Consider the following 17,195-nt stretch of genomic DNA (forward strand, 5'->3'; position numbering starts at 1 on the left):
AGGTTTCGCCACGGGCAGTCCGGTAAGCCGCAGGACCTGGCCCGCAGGAAGTTACTTCATGACGACCTTGTTCTTGCCGGTGTACTTGGCCTGCATCTGGCACTCGTCGGCCTTGCGGACCAGCTCTTCGAGGGAATGGTCCACGTCGGGGCCGAAAGTCCCCTGGGCCACACCGATGCTGATGGTGACCGGGACGATCCGGGCAGTCGCCTCCTCCACCTGGACCCTGAGGTTCTCGGCCACGGACTTGAGGGAGGCCGGCTCCACCGGCGAGAGGTAGACGATGAACTCGTCCCCGTCGTACCGCCCCACCACGTCGGAGCGCCGCAGGTGCGACGTGATGGTGTCGGCCACCACCTGGAGCACCCGGTCGCCGGTCTGGTGACCGTAATTTTCCCCCAGAAGCTTGAAGTAGTCGATGTCGATGAGCATGATGGCCGCGTTGTTCCCGTTACGCTGGGCCGCGTAGGCCAAGGGGGAGACGGCCTGGAAGAAGCCGGCCCGGGTGAGGACCCCGGTCAGGGCATCGGTATGGGACTGGACTGCCAGCTGCCGCGCCTCGTTCCAGAGGCGGAAGAGGGCCTCTCCGAGAAGTTCCGATTCGGCCGTGGCCATGCCGCAGATGCCGATCCCGTCGATGAACCGGCGCAGATACCTACCGTAGCCCAGGTCGTTGGCATCCTCGCCGGTGACATCCTTGGTCATGCGGCAGAGGCTGGCAAAGGCAGGGTGAAGGAGATAGAGCTGGAGCCGGAAACCAAGGAGACAGGCGGCCTCGGGAGTGGGCGCCGCCTGGTAGAGCTCGAACTGCTCGTCGATGTTCCGCCCGATCATCTCCAGCTCTTCCCGGGTCTCGGCCGGCTTGTAGATAACGAGGGGAGCGGCCCCTCCCTCGGAGATGGGGGTGTTGAGGCGCTCGTAGAGAGCGCTGTGGTGGTTGGTTTCAGCGGCCACGGCTTCCCAGAAGCTCCGGGCATCGTCCCGGACGGCATGGGCGGCAAAGGCCCTGAAGATGGCCGCGGCCTTTTTCTCCAGGGACAGGCACGAGTCAAGGATCTCCTGCAAAATGTCACACCCCACAGCCGCCTCCTCTCCCCACCCATGGGCAGGGACCGGGTTTTCCTCAGTACAAGGTTGTAAACACTATCACGAAAGACGCCCGCAATTCCACGCAGTTATTCTTAATAAAACCCATCTATAGAATAAGCATCAATCCCCGTTTGCCCCTGCCGGACTCCGGCATGGCCTAGTGGGCCTCGCTCCAGTTCCCGCCGTGGTTTATATCCACTTTAAGCGGCACGCGCAGGCTCACGGCGTGCTCCATCTCGCGCCGCACGAGCTGTTCCATGGCAACCACCTCGCCCTTGGGCACCTCGAAGACGAGTTCGTCGTGGACCTGCATGATGAGCCGGCTCCCCACGACGTCGCGCCGCATCCGGGCCGTCACCTTCACCATGGCCTCCTTGATGATGTCGGCGGCGGACCCCTGGATGGGGTAGTTGACGGCGTTGCGCTGGGCAAAGGCCCGGATGTTACCGTTGGCGCTCTTGATGTCGGGAATCGGGAGCCTGCGCCCAAGGAGCGTGGTCACATGCCCCTTCTCCTCCGCCTCCCGCACGCAGCCGTCCAGGAACGCCCGGGCACCGGGATGGCGGGCGAAGTAGTTGTCGATGAACTCCCTGGCCACTTTTGTTGCGATGCCGAGCTGCTTGGCGAGACTGAAGGCCCCCTGGCCGTAGATGACCCCGAAGTTGATGGCCTTGGCCTGGCGCCGCATCTCGGGGGTCACCATCTCGGGGAAGAGGCCGAAGACCTCGGCGGCGGTGCGGGTGTGGATGTCCTCGTCTTTGGCAAAGGCGTCACAGAAGACCCGGTCCTCCGAGAAATGGGCCAGGACCCGGAGCTCGATCTGGGAGTAGTCGGCGGAGAGGAGCAGGTGCCCCTCCTCGGCGATGAAAGCCCGGCGGATCCGTCGCCCCTCCTCGGTCCGGACCGGGATGTTCTGCAGGTTCGGCTCCGACGAGGAGAGCCGCCCCGTGTTGGTGACGGTCTGGTTGTAGGAGGTATGGACCCTTCCCGTGGCTGGCTGCACCAGCTTGGGGAGGGCGTCGGTATAGGTGGATTTGAGTTTGGCGAGCCCCCGGTACTGGAGGATGAGGGCCGCGATCTCGTGGCCGGCCTCGGCCAGCCGCTCCAGTTCCTCCACGTTGGTGGACCAACCGGTCTTGGTCTTGGTCTTCTTACCGGTGGGGAGCTTCAGCTTCTCGAAGAGCACCTCCCCGAGCTGCTTGGGGGAGTTGAGATTGAAGGGCTCCGGAGCGAGCCCCGTGATCCGCCCCTCCAGTTCCGCCAGCTGTTTCCCGAAACCGGCGGATAGTTCCCCGAGAAGGGGGAGGTCCAGCTTTACCCCGGCCAGCTCCATCTCGGCCAGGATCGGCACCAGGGGCATCTCCACATCAAAAAAGAGCCGCTCCATCCCCCACACCGCCACCCGGGGGAGGAAGAGACGGTGGAGGAGCCACGCGGCGTCCGAGTCCTCGCAGGAATAGGTGGAGGCTTTCTCCACCGGCACCTGGGCGAAGTTCACCTGCTCCTTCCCCTTTCCCGCCACCTCCTCGTAGGAGATCATCTTGTGATCCAGATGCTCCACGGCCAGGGAGTCGAGGCCGTGGCCGGAGCGGACCGGGTTCAGGAGGTAGGAGGCCACCATGGTGTCGCACCAGACCCCGCCAAGCTCGATGCCGTGGCGCCGGAAGACCTGGTAGTCGTACTTCAGGTTCTGCCCCACCTTGCGGATTTTCGGGTCGATGAGGAGGGGCGTCAGGGCGTCCAGCACCCGCCGGCGGGGGAGCTGCTCCGGCGCCCCCAGATAGAAGTGCCCCACCGGGATGTAGCACGCCTCGTGGTCCCGGTAGCTGAGTGAAATGCCGACGATCTCCGCCTCCAGGGGGTTCAGGCTCGTGGTCTCCAGGTCCACGGCAAAGGTGCCGGCGGCTTTCAAATCTGCAAGAAGCGCCTCAAATTCCTCCTCGGTGGCGACGGTCCGGTACTGCTCGGTGGAGAGGGTCGCCTCGCTGGTCAGCTCCTTCATGAGGGTGGTGAAGCCGTACTCCTTGATGAGCTCGGCCAGACGCCGGTTGTCGGGGGAAGAGGCGGCAAAGGCGGCAAAATCAAACGCCATCGGCACGTCCCGCACGATGGTGGCCAACTGCCGGGAGAGGCGGGCCTGGTCGGCAAACTCCCGGAGCTTCTCCCCGGTCTTTCCTTTCACCTCGCCAGCCCGCTCCAGAAGCGTGTCCAGGGAGCCGAACTCCTGGATCAGTTTGATGGCGGTCTTCTCGCCGATGCCGGGAACGCCGGGGATGTTGTCGGAGGTGTCACCGGCGAGGCCGAGGATGTCGATCACCCCTTCCGGCCCGACGCCGAACCGCTCCTGCACGTCGGGGATGCCCGAGGCCTTCTCCTTCATGGTGTCGAGGAGCGTGACCCGCTCGCTCACGATCTGCATCAGGTCCTTGTCGCCGGTGACCACCACCGCCTCCATCCCACGCTCCTCGCACTCCCGGGCGATGGTGCCGATGATGTCGTCGGCCTCGTACCCCGCCAGCTCCAGCACCGGGATATTGAAGGCCCGGACCATCTCCTTGATGGGGGCGATCTGGGGGACGAGATCGTCGGGCATGGCGGAGCGGTTGGCCTTGTAGTCGGGGTAGAGGTCGGTGCGAAAGGTAGTGCGCCCCACGTCGAAGACCACGGCGATATGGTCGGGGCGGCGGTCCTTGATGACCTTGAGGAGCATCTGGGTGAAACCGTAGAGGGCGTTAGTGGGGAACCCCTTGGGGGACGAGAGGTGCCGGATGGCGTAGTAGGCCCGGTAGATATAGGAGGAGCCGTCGATGAGGTAGAGGGTCTGTTTCCCGGTCATGGCGCCACCTCCCGTTCCTCCCGCGTGAAAAAGACAAAGGCCATGGCGGGGCGCCGGCTCGCATCCCGCATGGCGAACTGCATCCCGTCGAACCGCCACCCCTTGGCGGTCCACTCGTTGAGGATCTCCTCCAGGACATCCTCGGTAACCGTATTTATCTCAACAACCTTGTATATGGGCATTGCGCACCTCTTTCATTGTTCTCCTCTGAGCCTCGCAGGATAGTAGCCCATATCGCGCCGTCCATCAAGGCATAAGGCCCTGCGGAATGACAATGCCATCACCCCGTAACTCATTAATAATGCTGACAAAATTTTAATTTTCCGTCAATTGCATCTCCTGGATGCCATGGTATCATGGAGTCACACAGAAGAAAGGAGGTGCCCAGAGGGATTTCTCATTGTGGACCAACCGGCGCGCCCCACGGCGTGCCCATCAACGACACGAGGTGTGCGGTATGATGGAAAAAGAAAACGAAACGATCGAAAAGCTGGCTGAAGACGCTGAAATCAACCTTTCCACCGACTACGACAAGAGGGACCTGAAGGAACGGCGGGGGGTGCAGAAGGGGAATCTCTACGACGGTTCCAAGAAGCTCAAGCACAGCGTGCCCAAGGGGAAGCGGGTCTGACAGCCTGACAATGAAATAGCAGCACTGATGCGGAAATGAGGGGGGAGGAACGCAAACGGGCGTCCTCCCCCCTTGACTGTGGCGGATGAGTGATTATGTTATGGGTAACACAACCACCAGGAGGTGCATGAACCATGGCAATCGTCAAGTACACCCCGTTTGGGGACCTCAGGAATCTGCAGGAGCAGATGAACCGGCTTCTGGACATGGCGTGGAGCAGGGAGAGCGGCGAAGAACTCCGCGAAGGGGTATGGCAGCCGCCGGTGGACATCTTCGAGGATGAAAACGGCGTCGTCATCAAGGCCGAACTCCCCGGCATCGACCAGAAGGACATCGAGGTAAAAATCGAGGACAACACCCTCACCATCCGGGGCGAGCGCAAGCACGACCAGGAAGTGAAGAAGGAGAACTACCATCGGGTTGAGCGGTACTACGGCTCCTTCATGCGGAGCTTCTCGCTCCCCACCACCATCGACCGCGATACCGTCAAGGCGGTCTGCGACAAGGGAATCCTGACTATAACCCTTCCCCGGCGCGAGGAAACCAAGCCGAAGCAGATCAACGTGGAAGTGAAATAAAGCCGGGACCAGGGATCGGGGACCAGCAAGAAGCAAAAGATTTTCCCGGTCCCTAATCCCCGGTTTTCCCGGTCCCTAATCCCCGGTTTTCCCGGTCCCTGGTCCCTGGTCCCCGGTCCCCAGATTCATGCTGCCTGTCCTATACCCCTCCAGATCCAGCGCCACGTAGGTAAACCCCGCCCCCTTGAAGAAGGCCGCCACCTTCCGGCGCATCGCCGGTTCCAGAAAGCGCGCAATCTCCGCTTCGCCCAGCTCGATGCGGGCCGTATCGCCATGGTAGCGGACCCGGTACGTGAAAAACCCCTCCCCCTTCAGGAACTCCTCGCACTCCCCCACCTGCCGGAGCCGCTCCGGCGTGATTTCGGTCCCGTAGGGGAAGCGGCTCGACAGGCAGGCAAAAGCCTGCTTGTTCCACGTGGGAAGCCCCAGTTCCCGCGAGAGTTGCCGGATATCCTCCTTGCCGAGCCCCGCCTCCAGGAGCGGGCTCCGGACGCCGAGCTCCTGGATCGCCTGCCGGCCGGGACGGAAATCGGAGAGGTCATCCACGTTGCTCCCGTCGGCCGCCCAGGAAAGCCCCAACCCCGCGGCCCGTGCGCCTGCCAGCTGGAACAGCTCCTTCTTGCAGTGGTAGCAGCGGTTGCGGGGATTCCCGGCAAAACCGGGGATCTCCAGTTCGTTTGACTCCACCACCACCTGCCGGACACCTATCTCCAGGGCCAGGGCCACCGCCTCCCGGAACTCGGACTCGGGATAGGTGGGAGAGGTGGCGGTCAGGGCCACGGCCCTATCGCCCAGGACATCATGGGCCACCCGCAGGAGGAACGTGGAGTCCACCCCGCCGGAAAAGGCAACCAGCACCGAACCCATCTCCCTGAGGATGGCCTTGAGTTTTTCATATTTATCGTGAATGTCGTTCATCGGTGGTCCCTTAAACGAGAAGCCCGTTCGGGGAACGGGCTTCTCTGGTCATTATCCGTGCAGTTTCGACGCTGACAGCTAGTCGAACACGCCCGTCGAAAGGTACCGCTCCCCGGTATCGCAGAGGATCGTCACCACGTTCTTGCCGGGGCCGAGCCTTTTCGCCACCTGGAGGGCGGCAAAGACGTTGGCGCCGGAGGATATCCCCACGAGGACCCCTTCTTCCTGGGCCAGGCGCCGAACGGTTTCGTAGGCGTCCTCGTTGGTCACCCGGATCACCTCATCGTAGACCTTCGTGTTGAGCACGTCGGGGACGAAGCCGGCACCGATCCCCTGAATCTTGTGGGGACCGGGCTGCCCGCCGGAGAGAATGGGAGAGGCATCGGGCTCCACCGCCACGATTCGCACAGCGGCGTTGTGTTCCTTCAGCACCTCGCCGACGCCGGTGATGGTGCCGCCGGTTCCGACCCCGGCCACGAAGGCGTCGATGCTCTGGCCGCTGAGGGCCCTGACGATCTCGGGGCCGGTGGTCCTGCGGTGCGCCTCGGGGTTCGCCCCGTTCTTGAACTGCTGCATCATGATGTGCCCCGGCTGGGCGGCCAGTTCCTCGGCCTTCTGGACGGCCCCGCGCATCCCCTGGGCCCCGGGGGTCAGGACGAGTTCGGCCCCGTAGGCGGCCAGGAGCCTGCGCCGCTCCACGGTCATGGTGTCGGGCATGGTGAGAACGAGCTTGTATCCCTTGATGGCGCAGATCATGGAGAGGCCGATCCCGGTATTGCCGCTGGTGGGCTCCACCACGGTCATCCCCGGCTTGAGGGAACCGTCTTTCTCGGCCGCCTCGATCATCGCCAGGCAGATGCGGTCCTTCACGCTGCCACCCGGGTTAAAGAACTCCGCCTTGCCATACACGGCCGCGGAACCGGGCGCCTCAAGCTTCGCCAGACGCTGCAGCGGCGTGTTGCCGATCTGCTCGATTACCTTGTCGCTGTCAAATACCGGCATCTCCGTCTCCTTTTCTCAGATGAAATACATAAAACGGTGGTCCTGCTCCCGCTTGATCCCCATGGACTGGCCCCGATCGCACAGATCCTTCACCGTGATGGCCGAAAAATACTCCACAAGCCTGCTGCTTGCCTCGCACCAGAGTTCCTGGGTGACGCACGTGCCGTCGAAGCCGCACTCGACTTTTTTCTTCCGCTTGTTGGTACACTCCACGAGGTTCATGTCCCTCTCCGTCGCGAGCAGAACATCGGCCACCGTGATCTCCTCGGGTTTCTTGGCGAGACAGTACCCCCCCTGGGGGCCCCGCTTGCTCTTGAGGATGCCGGCCCGCTTGAGCCCTTGGAAGATCTGCTCCAGATACCGGGGAGAGATTCCCTGGCGCCGGGAGATATCCTGAACCTGAGACGGAAGATTTCCGGAGTTATAGGCTATATCAAAGATTGCCCGCAGACCGTAGCGGCTTTTCGTCGAGAGCTTCACACGATCCTCCTTAAGCGTTTTACGTCACTATACGTTCCTTTACCTGCAGCGTCAAGAATATAAACAATCAGCACAAAAGTTTCCACGGAAACAACATGGGAATTCACGATAAACTCTTCCGGAACGGCAGAACGTGAAAGGCGAGGCTCTTAGGTATTACTGGATATGGCAGGACAAACACAGGCTGCCGGTGGCAGGATCTACGGCCAGATGAAAGGGGGGTGGATTGCCGAGGTTGTGACAGGAAATGCAGACGACCATCCCGTCCGCCAACTCGATTCCCGCCTCCCGAAGGAACTCGACCGGACGGTATGCAGCTTCTCGCCCCGGTGGGGGGTAGCGGCGCATGATTGGGTGGGGGGTTCTGATCGAACAGTTCTCGCGGCAGTAGGCGACATCCTTTGCGATAGTTCCGTCGTGGCAGGCGACGCACTCTTCGAAGCTTGCGCGCCGGTCGACCATGGCGCCGTAATGGTCGACCGTTTCGGCGCGGGCAGACGCCGAACCCGTCGACAGCACCACCGCCACTGCCAGACCTGCGGATGTGATGCGGTTCACCCCATGACGGCACCTCTTCAGCGGAATCGTACCCAACAAGGATACCACGGGGCCGGCCATCCGCAACGGCCCCGCCGCGCCCGCATCTCACCAGAACGTCTGAGGAGGCTCCACCCTGCCGAGATACTTGATCTCGCCGTCTTCCACCTTGAAGCTGTCGCCGATCGAATTGACCCAGGCGTCGCCCTCCTCGAGGGGAGACGGAACCTCGCGCCTCCCCAGGTACATCTCTTCTTCGCCCACGTAGGCGAACCAGTCCAGGTTACCGGTCATCCAGATCTTGTTTTTGAGTTCCATGGGAACATGCCTCCAATAAATATTTATACGCATCATACTCAAGAATCAGCGACGCGGTCAAGGAGGGGAGATTTTTCCTTGTTGGCAACGGGCGTTTCTGGTATTTCTACCGGGATTCGATTCACTTTCTTCAATAACGAGGGGAACTTCCATGAAATTTACCAAGATGCACGGCGCCGGCAACGACTACGTCTACGTGAACTGCTTCGAGGAGCGGGTCGACAACCCGGAGCAGGTTGCCATAAAGGTTTCCAACCGCAACTTCGGCATCGGCTCCGACGGCCTCATCCTCATCATGCCCTCCGACAAGGCCGACGTCCGGATGCGGATGTTCAACTCCGACGGCTCCGAGTCGGAGATGTGCGGCAACGGCATCCGCTGCGTGGCCAAGTACGCCTACGACCATGGCATCGTCTCCAAGAAGGAGATCACCGCCGAGACCGGCGCCGGCATCCTGACGCTGCAGCTGGTGCCCGGTGCCGACGGCAAGATCGAGAAGGTGCGGGTCAACATGGGCGTTCCCCGACTGAAGCGGGCCGAGATCCCCATGGCGGGCGAGCCCGCCGACGGGCAGATCGTCAGCCAGCCCCTCAACATCCTCCACACCACCTTCAACATCACCTGCGTCTCCATGGGGAACCCCCACTGCGTCATCTTCGTGGACGACGTGGAGAGCTTCCAGGTGGAAAAGTACGGCCCCCTCATCGAGAACCACGAGCTCTTCCCCCGCCGCACCAACGTGGAGTTCGTCCAGATCATATCCCGCACCGAGGTGCGCCAGCGGACCTGGGAGCGGGGCGCCGGCGAAACCCTGGCCTGCGGCACCGGCGCCAGCGCCGTCTGCGTGGCCGGAGCCCTCAACTGCCTCACCGAGAAGAAGATCCTCAACCACCTCTCGGGCGGCGACCTGGAACTGGAATGGGCCGACGACGGCTTCCTCTACATGACCGGCCCGGCCACGGAGGTCTTCTCCGGCGAGATCGACCTGGCAAAGCTGTAATTCCGGCTGACACGACCACAGAATAAGGGCCAAAGGCCGATCGGGGTTCACTCCCCGGGCGCCTTTGGCCCTTCGTCCTTGGAGGTATCCATGTCCACCTGCCCCATGTGCACGAAATGGCACGACGAACCGCCCCTGCGTATCGCCGAGCTGGAGCACACACTCGTCATGCTGAACCGCGACCAGTTCTTCCCCGGCTACACCTTCGTCTTCACCAAGGAGCACGTCACCGAGCTCTTCCACCTGGACCGCGACATCCGGCAGGGGATCATGGATGAGGTAACCGCCGTGGCCGCGGCCCTTTATACCATCTTCCGCCCCGCTAAAATGAACTACGAGCTCCTCGGCAACATGGTTCCCCACATGCACTGGCACCTGGTCCCCCGCTTCGGGACCGACCCCCTCTGGCCCCGCCCCATCTGGAGCGAGCCCCACGGGGAGGTGATTCTCGCCGATGCAGAGTATGCCGGGCGGATCGAGCAGATCAGAAAGCAGCTCATTGAATAACACGGAGAGACGGAGAACGCGGAGAAAATCCTAGACCAGTAAATACACATGCAGGACAGACTGACGTGATTCACAACCGGTCCTGCATGTTTGTCCAAGAAACCAGTTTTTTCTCAGCTTTTCCTCCGTGCCCTCCGTCTCTCCGTGTTATTTACGACGGTTTTATCCGAAAGGAAGGTTACTCATGGATTACTTCGGCGCCCACATGTCCATCGCCGGCGGTCTCCACAACGCCCCCGACCGGGGGGTGAAGGTGGGGTGCGGCGTCATCCAGATCTTCACCCAGAACTCCAACCAGTGGCGGGGGAAAATCCCCAGTGACTCCGACGTGGCCCTCTTCCGGGAGAAGTGGGCGGAATCGGGGCTCCACGAGATCATCTGCCACGACATCTACCTCATCAACCTGGCGGCCCCGGAGGGGGAGACCCGTGACAAGAGCCTCCTCTCCTTCCGGGAGGAGATGGAGCGTTGCGCCCGCCTCGGCATCGACAAGATCGTCATGCACCCGGGCGCCCATGTGGGAGACGGCGAGGAGACCGGCATCAAGCGCATCTGCGAGGCCTTCGACGCGCTCATCCCCGCGGTCCCCGAGTTCACCGGGAAGATCCTCCTGGAGACCACCGCCGGCCAAGGGACGAACCTGGGGTACACCTTCGAGCACCTGCGGGCCATCATCGACGGCTCCGCGCACCCCGACCGCTTCGCCGTCTGCTACGACACCTGCCACACCTTCGCCGCCGGCTACGACATCACTACGCCGGAAGGGTACAAGCAGGTCTTCGCCGACTTCGACCGGATCATCGGCATCGACAGGCTCCAGTGCTTCCACATCAACGACTCCAAGAAGGGGCTCAACTGCCGGGTCGACCGCCACGAGCACATCGGCCAGGGGGCCATGGGGCTCGAAGGGTTCCGCACCCTGGTCAATGACCCGCGATTCGCCAAGGTCCCCAAAATTCTCGAAACCCCCAAGGGAGACAACGACGAGTTCGACGTCATGAACCTGAAGACGCTCCGGGGACTGATGGCAGGAAAGAACTGAGCGATGCCCGACCTGATCGTTACCGGCTCCCTCTGCACCCGCTGCGGCGCCTGCGTTGCCACCTGTCCCGCGCGGATTATCGAGCTGCCGAAGGGGGTGCCGCGTTTCACTGCCACTGGGGAAGCGCGCTGCATCATCTGCGGCCACTGCGAGGCGGTCTGCCCCACCGCCGCCCTGACGGTGAACGATCCCCGCCTTGACCCGACTGTGCCTCCACCACCCGAAGCCCCGCTCCCCCCTGAGATTCTGGATGCCTACCTGAGGATGCGGCGCTCCATCCGGCGTTTCCGGACCGAGGCGGTGCCCCGTAAGACCATCGAAAGCCTTCTGGACGTGGTCCGCTACGCCCCCACCAGCAGCAACAGGCAAGCCGTCAGGTGGCTGGTCATCCACGACACCGCTGAAGTGCGCCGGCTCACCGGACTCGTCATCGACTGGTTCCGCTCCCGATTGGCGGACCCCTCCTGTCCGAACCGCACGACCCTGGCAGCGATGATCCGCTCCTGGAACAATGGCAGCGATCCCATCTGCCGCAATGCCCCCCACCTGGTCATCCCCTGCACCCCCCGGCAGCATTCGCTGGCCCCCTTCGACGCCACCATAGCCGCCGCCCATCTGGAAATCGTAGCGCCGGCTCACGGCATCGGCACCTGCTGGGGAGGCTACTTTCAGATGGCCGCCGAGGTGTGGGAACCGCTGCGGCTTGCCCTGAACCTCTCCGATGGGTACTATCCCGAATGCGCCCTGCTTCTCGGCTACCCCGCGACCACCTACCGCCGCCCCCCCAAACGCAACCGCCTCGACGTCACCTGGCGCTGAGGAGTTCTCCCGGCAGTTCCAAGGCCGTTACCGGCATCTATTTTTTCTCAAGTATTCCTCGTTTCCGGCCGAAACTAATGAATAGACAAGTTGAACCACGCACTACAGCTAAATGATCAAAAACCGGGGGTCAGGATGGGTTGGAACCTGTTCAGAGGGCGAATTCGCCTTCCGTTACTTGCAGCTGCCATCGTATTTTTTTCGTTTCCTTTCCAGGTGTGGGGAGGGAGCGCTGCTCCCTCCGACGCGGAGCGGATCAGCGAACTGGAAAAACGCCTGGAAGAGCATGCAAAAATAATCGAGAAACTTGTGGAACGAATCCGGGAACTGGAGAAGAAGCCCCCCCAGGAAAGCCTTGAACCGGTTGCAGCGGCAGGTGCTTCTTCGCCGCCGGTGGAGGCCGTGGCGAATGCCCCGGCGGCCAGTGGAAGCGATTTGTCGATGTTCGAGGATGTCACGTGGCTCCACGGCTTTGCCGATGTCGGCCTCACCTACAGCGGGAGGCACCAGGGCGATAACGCGAAGAGGAAGGGTTTTTCCGTCGGAGCGCTGGACTTCTATCTGACTCCCCAATTGGGACCCCGGGTCAAGGGCCTTGCGGAGCTGATTTTCGAGGTGAATAACGAAGGCGAGACCATGGCAGAGCTGGAAAGGCTTCAAATCGGATACTCCTTCAACGATTATCTCACGCTCTGGGGCGGCCGATATCACACCCCCCTGGGCTACTGGAATACCGCGTTTCACCACGGCAAACAGATCCAGACGACAATTCTGCGCCCTAAATTCCTTGATTTCGAGGAAGATGACGGCGTGCTCCCGGTGCACATGACAGGGCTGTGGGGTTCCGGGTCGGTGCGGTTGGGCGACGGGAAGATGAATTATGACCTGTATGTGGCGAATGGCCCGAAAATAAAAGACCTAGCCACTGGGGGAGACGGAAGGCTTGAACCGAATTCGTTCACCGATGACAACCATAATCTGGCTCTGGGATTCAATGTCAGTTACGACTTTTCGGGCGCGCTCGACGGCCTGAGGCTTGGCGCCCATGGACTCCGCACCGATGTGGACGGTTATGATGCGGCCGATCAGCGCCTGAGCCGCTCCGAGCTGAATATTCTTGGCGGTTACGGGATATACACCACCAATGACTGGGAGATCATCGGAGAGTTCTACCAGTTTCTCAACCGTGACCGGTCCGGCGGCAGCGGGTACCATTCCAGTGCCGCCGGCTTCCTGCAGGCGGGCCGGCTCATTGGCAGCTTTACCCCCTACGCCCGGTTCGAGTTCGCTTCCCTTGACCAGAAGGACAATTATTTCAGCAGGCTGAAGGAAGGTTCCTCTTACCGGCGTGGTCTTGCAGGGGTTCGCTTCGACCTGAGTCCGAAGACGGCGCTGAAGGTGGAGGGAGACCACACGCGCATCCTGAACCGTGAGCATGATGACTATTTCGAGATAAGTTCCCAGCTCGCCATCCATTTTTAAAGAGAGAGCTCAGCATGATGGCACGATGCCTGGTTTTATTCACCGTCGCCCTGCTGGCCGCAAGTCTGGCCGGATCGGCGCGGGCCGAGATCTTCGTCGTGAGCAATAGCGGCACGTCCCTTGACTCCGATGAAATATTCGATGTGTTTCTCGGCGGCAAGCAGTTCAGCGGAGACACAAAACTGGTTCCAGTAGACAATGCCGCCGCCCACGAAGAGTTCCTGGCCAAGGTATTGCGGATGAGCCATTCGCGCTATACCGCCCTCTGGATACGAAAGTCGTTCAGGGACGGTACCCGCCAACCGCCTGTGAAGGCTGGTGATACTGAAACCATTGAATTCGTGAGGAAAACACCCGGAGCGGTTGGCTATGTGAGAGTCCTCCCCAAAGGGCTCAAGGTTATCAGGTCCTATTGATGGGCAACGATATGAGAAACGACGTCAAATCACTCCGTGCGGGCATATTCTCAGAAATCATCATCGTCTTCCTCCCCCTGACGATGCTGCTCATCTATCAGACCGTCAGCGACATCACCGTCTCCGACAGGCTTGCCGACACCCATCGGCTCCTTGCCGCCTCGTCGTCGGCCTACCAGAGATACAGACTGTTCGTCAACGGCGTCGTTGATGCGATCGATACCGGCAGAGTCTCCGAGGATGCCGTCCACAACCTCGAACATACAACCGTTGAACTCAAGTCCATCACCACCGGGGACCGCAGCAGTGATTTCAGTTCCCTGGCGGCCAGGACAAACGCCCTGCTCGCGCACCTGAGGAAAGACCGCTCCTTCGGGAAGGTACTGCCGCTGCGGGATACCATCAATGGGATCGATGCGGACCTGTCGGCGCTTGCCGCACAATGCGACGAAACAAATCGACAAATGATCCTGGAGAACATCAATTCCACCCAGTCCAGAAAGATCATGGTGTTCACGGCCCTGGCACTGGGAGCACTCGTCACACTTGCCCTGATTGTCATGCTTATTCGGCATGTTACCCGGTTCGAGCTGGTCTTGCGGGAGAGCGAAGAGCGAATGCGGGTAATGTTCGAGTCGATCAACGCCGGCATTGTGCTCATCGATTGCGATAACAACAGCATCGTGGATGTCAATCCGACTGCGCTTCGCCTGCACGGGGGAACAAAGGAGGAATTGATAGGGTATCCGAGTGAGCGTCTCTTCCATGGGGACAATGTGCGGACAGATCCGGAGCATGACGAGGGGAAGGCAATCGACATATCCAAGGGGATGTTGAGCCTGTGCAATGGCGAACGCCTTCCCGTCCTTGAATCGGTCAACTACGTGGCCATAAACGGTCGCCGGTATATGCTGAAAAGCTTTGTCGACCTGTCGAAACAGATGACCCTGGAAACCGAGCTCCTTGCCGCCAAGGAGGCTGCCGAGGCGGCCAGCAGGGCCAAAAGCATATTTCTCGCCAGCATGAGCCATGAAATCCGGACTCCCATGAACGCTATCATCGGCTATGCGCAACTGCTGAAGCGAGAAGGCAATCTTGCGCCACAACAGGGACAATACCTCAATGTCATCAACAACAGCGGAGAGCATCTCCTCAAGCTGATCAACGACATTCTCGAAATGTCGAAAATCGAGTCCGGCACGGTCAACCTCACGCCGGTTCCCTTCAATTTTCACAATCTGCTGCACGACGTGGAATCCCTGTTCGCCGACCGGGCCAGGCAGAAGAAGCTGCGGTTCGACGTCCGGTTGCAGGGCGAGGTACCCGTGGTGCTGGATGCGGATGAGATGAAAGTGCGCCAGGTCCTCATCAACATGATCGGCAACGCGCTCAAATTCACCGACGAGGGGACGATTGCCGTCACGGTTTCCTCCTCGACCGACAGCCCGGACAAAGAACGTGACACGTACGGCGAAACGGCCATAACCGTCGATGTCGAAGACTCGGGAATCGGAATCTCTGCCGAGGAGGCAGACCAAGTCTTTGCCCTGTTCGAGCAGACCGAAAGCGGCCGACGCAGGATAGGAGGAACGGGACTCGGCATGCCAATCAGCCGCCAGTTCGCCCGACTGATGGGAGGAGACCTGTTTCTTGTGCGCGGCGAGCCCGGCATCGGCTCGGCATTCCGTTTTGTCTTCAGGGCAAAGGCGCTGGACCTGGCGGAATTCAAGCAGCCGGCAGTCGATGAGCGGTTCTTCTGGCGGATTATCCCGGACGAAAAAGAATGGCGCGTCCTGGTCGTCGATGACCAGGAGAACAACCGGAGCCTTTTGTCGCACATGCTCACCAGGGCCGGCTTTGCGGTTCGCGAGGCGGACGGCGGCATTGACGGCGTCGCCCAGTTTCGCGCCTGGCTTCCCGATATCGTTCTGATGGATATCCTGATGCCGGATATGGACGGCTATGAGGCCCTGCGGCAGATAAAGGCAACCTCAGAGGGGGGCGTTACCCCCGTAATCGCCGTTACCGCCAGCGTCATGATGGATGAACATCAGAAGGCCCTCGATCTTGGATTTGACGGTTTCATCATGAAGCCGGTTTCCATGGAGTGCCTCTTCGAGGAAATCCGGCGTCTCACCAACGTGGCCTATCTGTACGATGACAGCAGGTCCTCCGGGGATGCGGCCGCGGAGATCCTTCCCCCCTGGGTTGACAGGCTGACCACGCTGCCGGACGTTCTCCTGGGGGCCATGCGTGATGCGCTTGAGGCGGGAGACATTGCTTCACTTCGGGGGCTCATCGAGCAGATAGGCGAGTCCGAACCGATACCGGCCGAAGCGTTACGCCGCCTTGTCGATTCTTATTCCTACGACGAACTGACCACACTGCTTGCAGGGGGGGACGCCAGATATGCCAGCGCTTGAGCAGCCGCCCAATATCATGATAGTGGACGACACTCCTGCCAATCTCCGGCTTCTTGAAACGATGCTGCAGGAAAAGAATTACCGCGTGCTGTTGTTTCCACGGGCGGATATCGCCCTGAAAGCGGCGAAGAAAAATCCCCCCGACCTGGTGCTGCTCGACATCACCATGCCGGGAATGGATGGCTTCCAGTTTTGCGCGAGCCTGAAGGCGGACAGCCGTTTATGCTCCACTCCGGTAATCTTTCTCAGCGGCCTGAACGAGCCGGCGGATAAGGTCAAGGCGTTCAGCCTGGGGGGGGTGGATTACATAACCAAGCCGTTCCAGCTCGAAGAGGTCCATGCGCGGGTGGAAACCCATCTCAACCTTCGTCGTCTGCAGATGGAAGTGGAATCCCATAACCGCAACCTTGAGAGCCAAGTTGAGGCGTATGCGAAAGAGATTATCGCCTCCCAGATGGCGACCATTTTCGCCCTGGCGAAACTTGCCGAGTCCCGCGATGACAACACCGGCAAGCACGTCGAACGGGTTCAGATTTACTGCCGCCTGCTTGCGCAGCGACTGGCGGAAAAGGGACCGTACCGGGGAGAAGTCACCCCGGAATTCATCAACAACATAACCTTTGCAAGCCCGCTCCATGACATAGGAAAGGTGGCCATAGTCGACCGCGTGCTGCTTAAGCCCGACAAACTGACAGCGGAAGAATTCAAGATCATGCAGACCCATACGGTAATCGGAGCGCAAACCCTTGCCACGGCCCTGGCAAAATATCCGCAGAACGAGTTTCTCCGTACCGGCATTGCCATAGCGCAGTCACATCACGAATGGTGGGATGGCACCGGTTACCCCGACGGGATCAAGGGGAGGGAAATCCCGCTCCATGCCCGCATCACCGCCGTCGCGGACGTTTACGACGCACTCCGTTCCAATCGATGCTATCGGTTGTCACTACCCCATGAGGAAGTCCGTGCAATGATTCTGGAAGGATCAGGCACCCAGTTCGACCCGGATGTGGTTGCAGCGTTCATCGAATCCGAGGATGAATTCTTTGCGATAAGCTGCGAATTGGGCTGATGGGGCACCGGTAGAGGCTGGTCGGCAACGGGAGACCTGGCGCTG

General features: G+C 60.8%; 18 protein-coding genes. 10 read left to right on the forward strand and 8 right to left on the reverse strand.

The window, feature by feature from the left end:
• Positions 1 to 51 precede the first annotated feature (51 nt).
• The 3 genes from GMET_RS14955 to GMET_RS14965 form a co-directional block, all read right to left on the reverse strand.
• Positions 52 to 1,080: a GGDEF domain-containing protein gene (locus GMET_RS14955; protein WP_004514473.1), complete on the reverse strand. Its 1,029-nt coding sequence runs from the start codon at positions 1,078 to 1,080 to the stop codon at positions 52 to 54.
• 166 nt (positions 1,081 to 1,246) lie between these two features.
• Positions 1,247 to 3,925, reverse strand: coding sequence for a DNA polymerase I (polA, locus tag GMET_RS14960; protein ID WP_004514474.1), 2,679 nt, complete (start codon positions 3,923 to 3,925; stop codon positions 1,247 to 1,249).
• Positions 3,922 to 4,107 (reverse strand): DUF4177 domain-containing protein, encoded by a 186-nt coding sequence (locus tag GMET_RS14965; protein WP_004514475.1) that lies wholly within the window; start codon positions 4,105 to 4,107, stop codon positions 3,922 to 3,924. The genes polA and GMET_RS14965 overlap by 4 nt, the downstream gene beginning before the upstream one ends.
• A gap of 278 nt (positions 4,108 to 4,385) precedes the next feature.
• On the opposite strand from GMET_RS14965, the gene GMET_RS18645 reads away from it, so the two are divergent.
• Complete coding sequence (locus GMET_RS18645; RefSeq protein ID WP_187148488.1) at positions 4,386 to 4,556, forward strand: hypothetical protein; 171 nt, start codon at positions 4,386 to 4,388, stop codon at positions 4,554 to 4,556.
• A gap of 134 nt (positions 4,557 to 4,690) precedes the next feature.
• A complete protein-coding gene (locus tag GMET_RS14970; RefSeq protein ID WP_004514477.1) occupies positions 4,691 to 5,134 on the forward strand; it encodes an Hsp20/alpha crystallin family protein in 444 nt (147 codons plus the stop codon).
• A gap of 75 nt (positions 5,135 to 5,209) precedes the next feature.
• Here the strand turns inward: GMET_RS14970 and larE are convergent, their stop codons facing one another.
• From larE to GMET_RS14995, 5 genes are all read right to left on the reverse strand, one after another.
• The gene (gene larE / locus GMET_RS14975; RefSeq protein WP_004514478.1) at positions 5,210 to 6,052 is read right to left on the reverse strand and encodes an ATP-dependent sacrificial sulfur transferase LarE; all 843 of its coding nucleotides are present in this window, start codon (positions 6,050 to 6,052) and stop codon (positions 5,210 to 5,212) included.
• Positions 6,053 to 6,130: 78 nt separating this feature from the next.
• Positions 6,131 to 7,054: a cysteine synthase A gene (gene cysK, locus GMET_RS14980; RefSeq protein WP_004514479.1), complete on the reverse strand. Its 924-nt coding sequence runs from the start codon at positions 7,052 to 7,054 to the stop codon at positions 6,131 to 6,133.
• 15 nt (positions 7,055 to 7,069) lie between these two features.
• The gene (locus GMET_RS14985; protein WP_004514480.1) at positions 7,070 to 7,534 is read right to left on the reverse strand and encodes an RrF2 family transcriptional regulator; all 465 of its coding nucleotides are present in this window, start codon (positions 7,532 to 7,534) and stop codon (positions 7,070 to 7,072) included.
• Between the two features lie 156 nt (positions 7,535 to 7,690).
• Entirely contained in the window at positions 7,691 to 8,092 is a 402-nt protein-coding gene (locus GMET_RS14990) for a cytochrome c (protein WP_011366132.1), read from the reverse strand.
• An 87-nt stretch (positions 8,093 to 8,179) separates the two neighbouring features.
• Positions 8,180 to 8,389 (reverse strand): hypothetical protein, encoded by a 210-nt coding sequence (locus GMET_RS14995; protein ID WP_004514482.1) that lies wholly within the window; start codon positions 8,387 to 8,389, stop codon positions 8,180 to 8,182.
• Positions 8,390 to 8,540: 151 nt separating this feature from the next.
• Between GMET_RS14995 and dapF the strand changes: the two genes are divergently transcribed.
• The 8 genes from dapF to GMET_RS15035 all read left to right on the forward strand — a co-directional run bounded on the left by dapF (position 8,541) and on the right by GMET_RS15035 (position 17,150).
• Positions 8,541 to 9,389, forward strand: coding sequence for a diaminopimelate epimerase (gene dapF / locus GMET_RS15000; protein ID WP_004514483.1), 849 nt, complete (start codon positions 8,541 to 8,543; stop codon positions 9,387 to 9,389).
• A gap of 90 nt (positions 9,390 to 9,479) precedes the next feature.
• A complete protein-coding gene (locus GMET_RS15005; protein WP_004514484.1) occupies positions 9,480 to 9,896 on the forward strand; it encodes an HIT family protein in 417 nt (138 codons plus the stop codon).
• Positions 9,897 to 10,080: 184 nt separating this feature from the next.
• Positions 10,081 to 10,938: a deoxyribonuclease IV gene (locus GMET_RS15010; protein ID WP_004514485.1), complete on the forward strand. Its 858-nt coding sequence runs from the start codon at positions 10,081 to 10,083 to the stop codon at positions 10,936 to 10,938.
• Positions 10,939 to 10,941: 3 nt separating this feature from the next.
• Entirely contained in the window at positions 10,942 to 11,757 is an 816-nt protein-coding gene (locus tag GMET_RS15015; protein WP_004514486.1) for a nitroreductase family protein, read from the forward strand.
• 135 nt (positions 11,758 to 11,892) lie between these two features.
• Positions 11,893 to 13,239, forward strand: coding sequence for a hypothetical protein (locus GMET_RS15020; protein WP_004514487.1), 1,347 nt, complete (start codon positions 11,893 to 11,895; stop codon positions 13,237 to 13,239).
• 14 nt (positions 13,240 to 13,253) lie between these two features.
• Positions 13,254 to 13,655, forward strand: a complete 402-nt coding sequence (locus GMET_RS15025; protein ID WP_004514488.1) for a hypothetical protein — start codon at positions 13,254 to 13,256, stop codon at positions 13,653 to 13,655.
• 11 nt (positions 13,656 to 13,666) lie between these two features.
• Complete coding sequence (locus tag GMET_RS15030) at positions 13,667 to 16,078, forward strand: response regulator (protein WP_238378944.1); 2,412 nt, start codon at positions 13,667 to 13,669, stop codon at positions 16,076 to 16,078.
• Positions 16,079 to 16,094: 16 nt separating this feature from the next.
• Positions 16,095 to 17,150 carry a response regulator gene (locus tag GMET_RS15035; RefSeq protein ID WP_238378945.1) on the forward strand — a complete coding sequence of 352 codons (1,056 nt, stop codon included), beginning with the start codon at positions 16,095 to 16,097 and terminating at the stop codon, positions 17,148 to 17,150.
• Positions 17,151 to 17,195: the final 45 nt, after the last annotated feature.

It is taken from the genome of Geobacter metallireducens GS-15, assembly GCF_000012925.1.
GTDB classification, from domain to species: Bacteria; Desulfobacterota; Desulfuromonadia; order Geobacterales; family Geobacteraceae; genus Geobacter; species Geobacter metallireducens.

Bases quoted from the DNA above. Each gene is read 5' to 3' on its own strand.
- polA (WP_004514474.1), bottom strand. From the start codon at position 3,925: ATGACCGGGAAACAGACCCTCTACCTCATCGACGGCTCCTCCTATATC.
- GMET_RS14965 (WP_004514475.1), bottom strand. From the start codon at position 4,107: ATGCCCATATACAAGGTTGTTGAGATAAATACGGTTACCGAGGATGTC.
- GMET_RS18645 (WP_187148488.1), top strand. From the start codon at position 4,386: ATGGAAAAAGAAAACGAAACGATCGAAAAGCTGGCTGAAGACGCTGAA.
- GMET_RS14970 (WP_004514477.1), top strand. From the start codon at position 4,691: ATGGCAATCGTCAAGTACACCCCGTTTGGGGACCTCAGGAATCTGCAG.
- larE (WP_004514478.1), bottom strand. From the start codon at position 6,052: ATGAACGACATTCACGATAAATATGAAAAACTCAAGGCCATCCTCAGG.
- cysK (WP_004514479.1), bottom strand. From the start codon at position 7,054: ATGCCGGTATTTGACAGCGACAAGGTAATCGAGCAGATCGGCAACACG.
- GMET_RS14995 (WP_004514482.1), bottom strand. From the start codon at position 8,389: ATGGAACTCAAAAACAAGATCTGGATGACCGGTAACCTGGACTGGTTC.
- dapF (WP_004514483.1), top strand. From the start codon at position 8,541: ATGAAATTTACCAAGATGCACGGCGCCGGCAACGACTACGTCTACGTG.
- GMET_RS15005 (WP_004514484.1), top strand. From the start codon at position 9,480: ATGTCCACCTGCCCCATGTGCACGAAATGGCACGACGAACCGCCCCTG.
- GMET_RS15010 (WP_004514485.1), top strand. From the start codon at position 10,081: ATGGATTACTTCGGCGCCCACATGTCCATCGCCGGCGGTCTCCACAAC.
- GMET_RS15015 (WP_004514486.1), top strand. From the start codon at position 10,942: ATGCCCGACCTGATCGTTACCGGCTCCCTCTGCACCCGCTGCGGCGCC.
- GMET_RS15020 (WP_004514487.1), top strand. From the start codon at position 11,893: ATGGGTTGGAACCTGTTCAGAGGGCGAATTCGCCTTCCGTTACTTGCA.
- GMET_RS15025 (WP_004514488.1), top strand. From the start codon at position 13,254: ATGATGGCACGATGCCTGGTTTTATTCACCGTCGCCCTGCTGGCCGCA.
- GMET_RS15030 (WP_238378944.1), top strand. From the start codon at position 13,667: ATGAGAAACGACGTCAAATCACTCCGTGCGGGCATATTCTCAGAAATC.
- GMET_RS15035 (WP_238378945.1), top strand. From the start codon at position 16,095: ATGATAGTGGACGACACTCCTGCCAATCTCCGGCTTCTTGAAACGATG.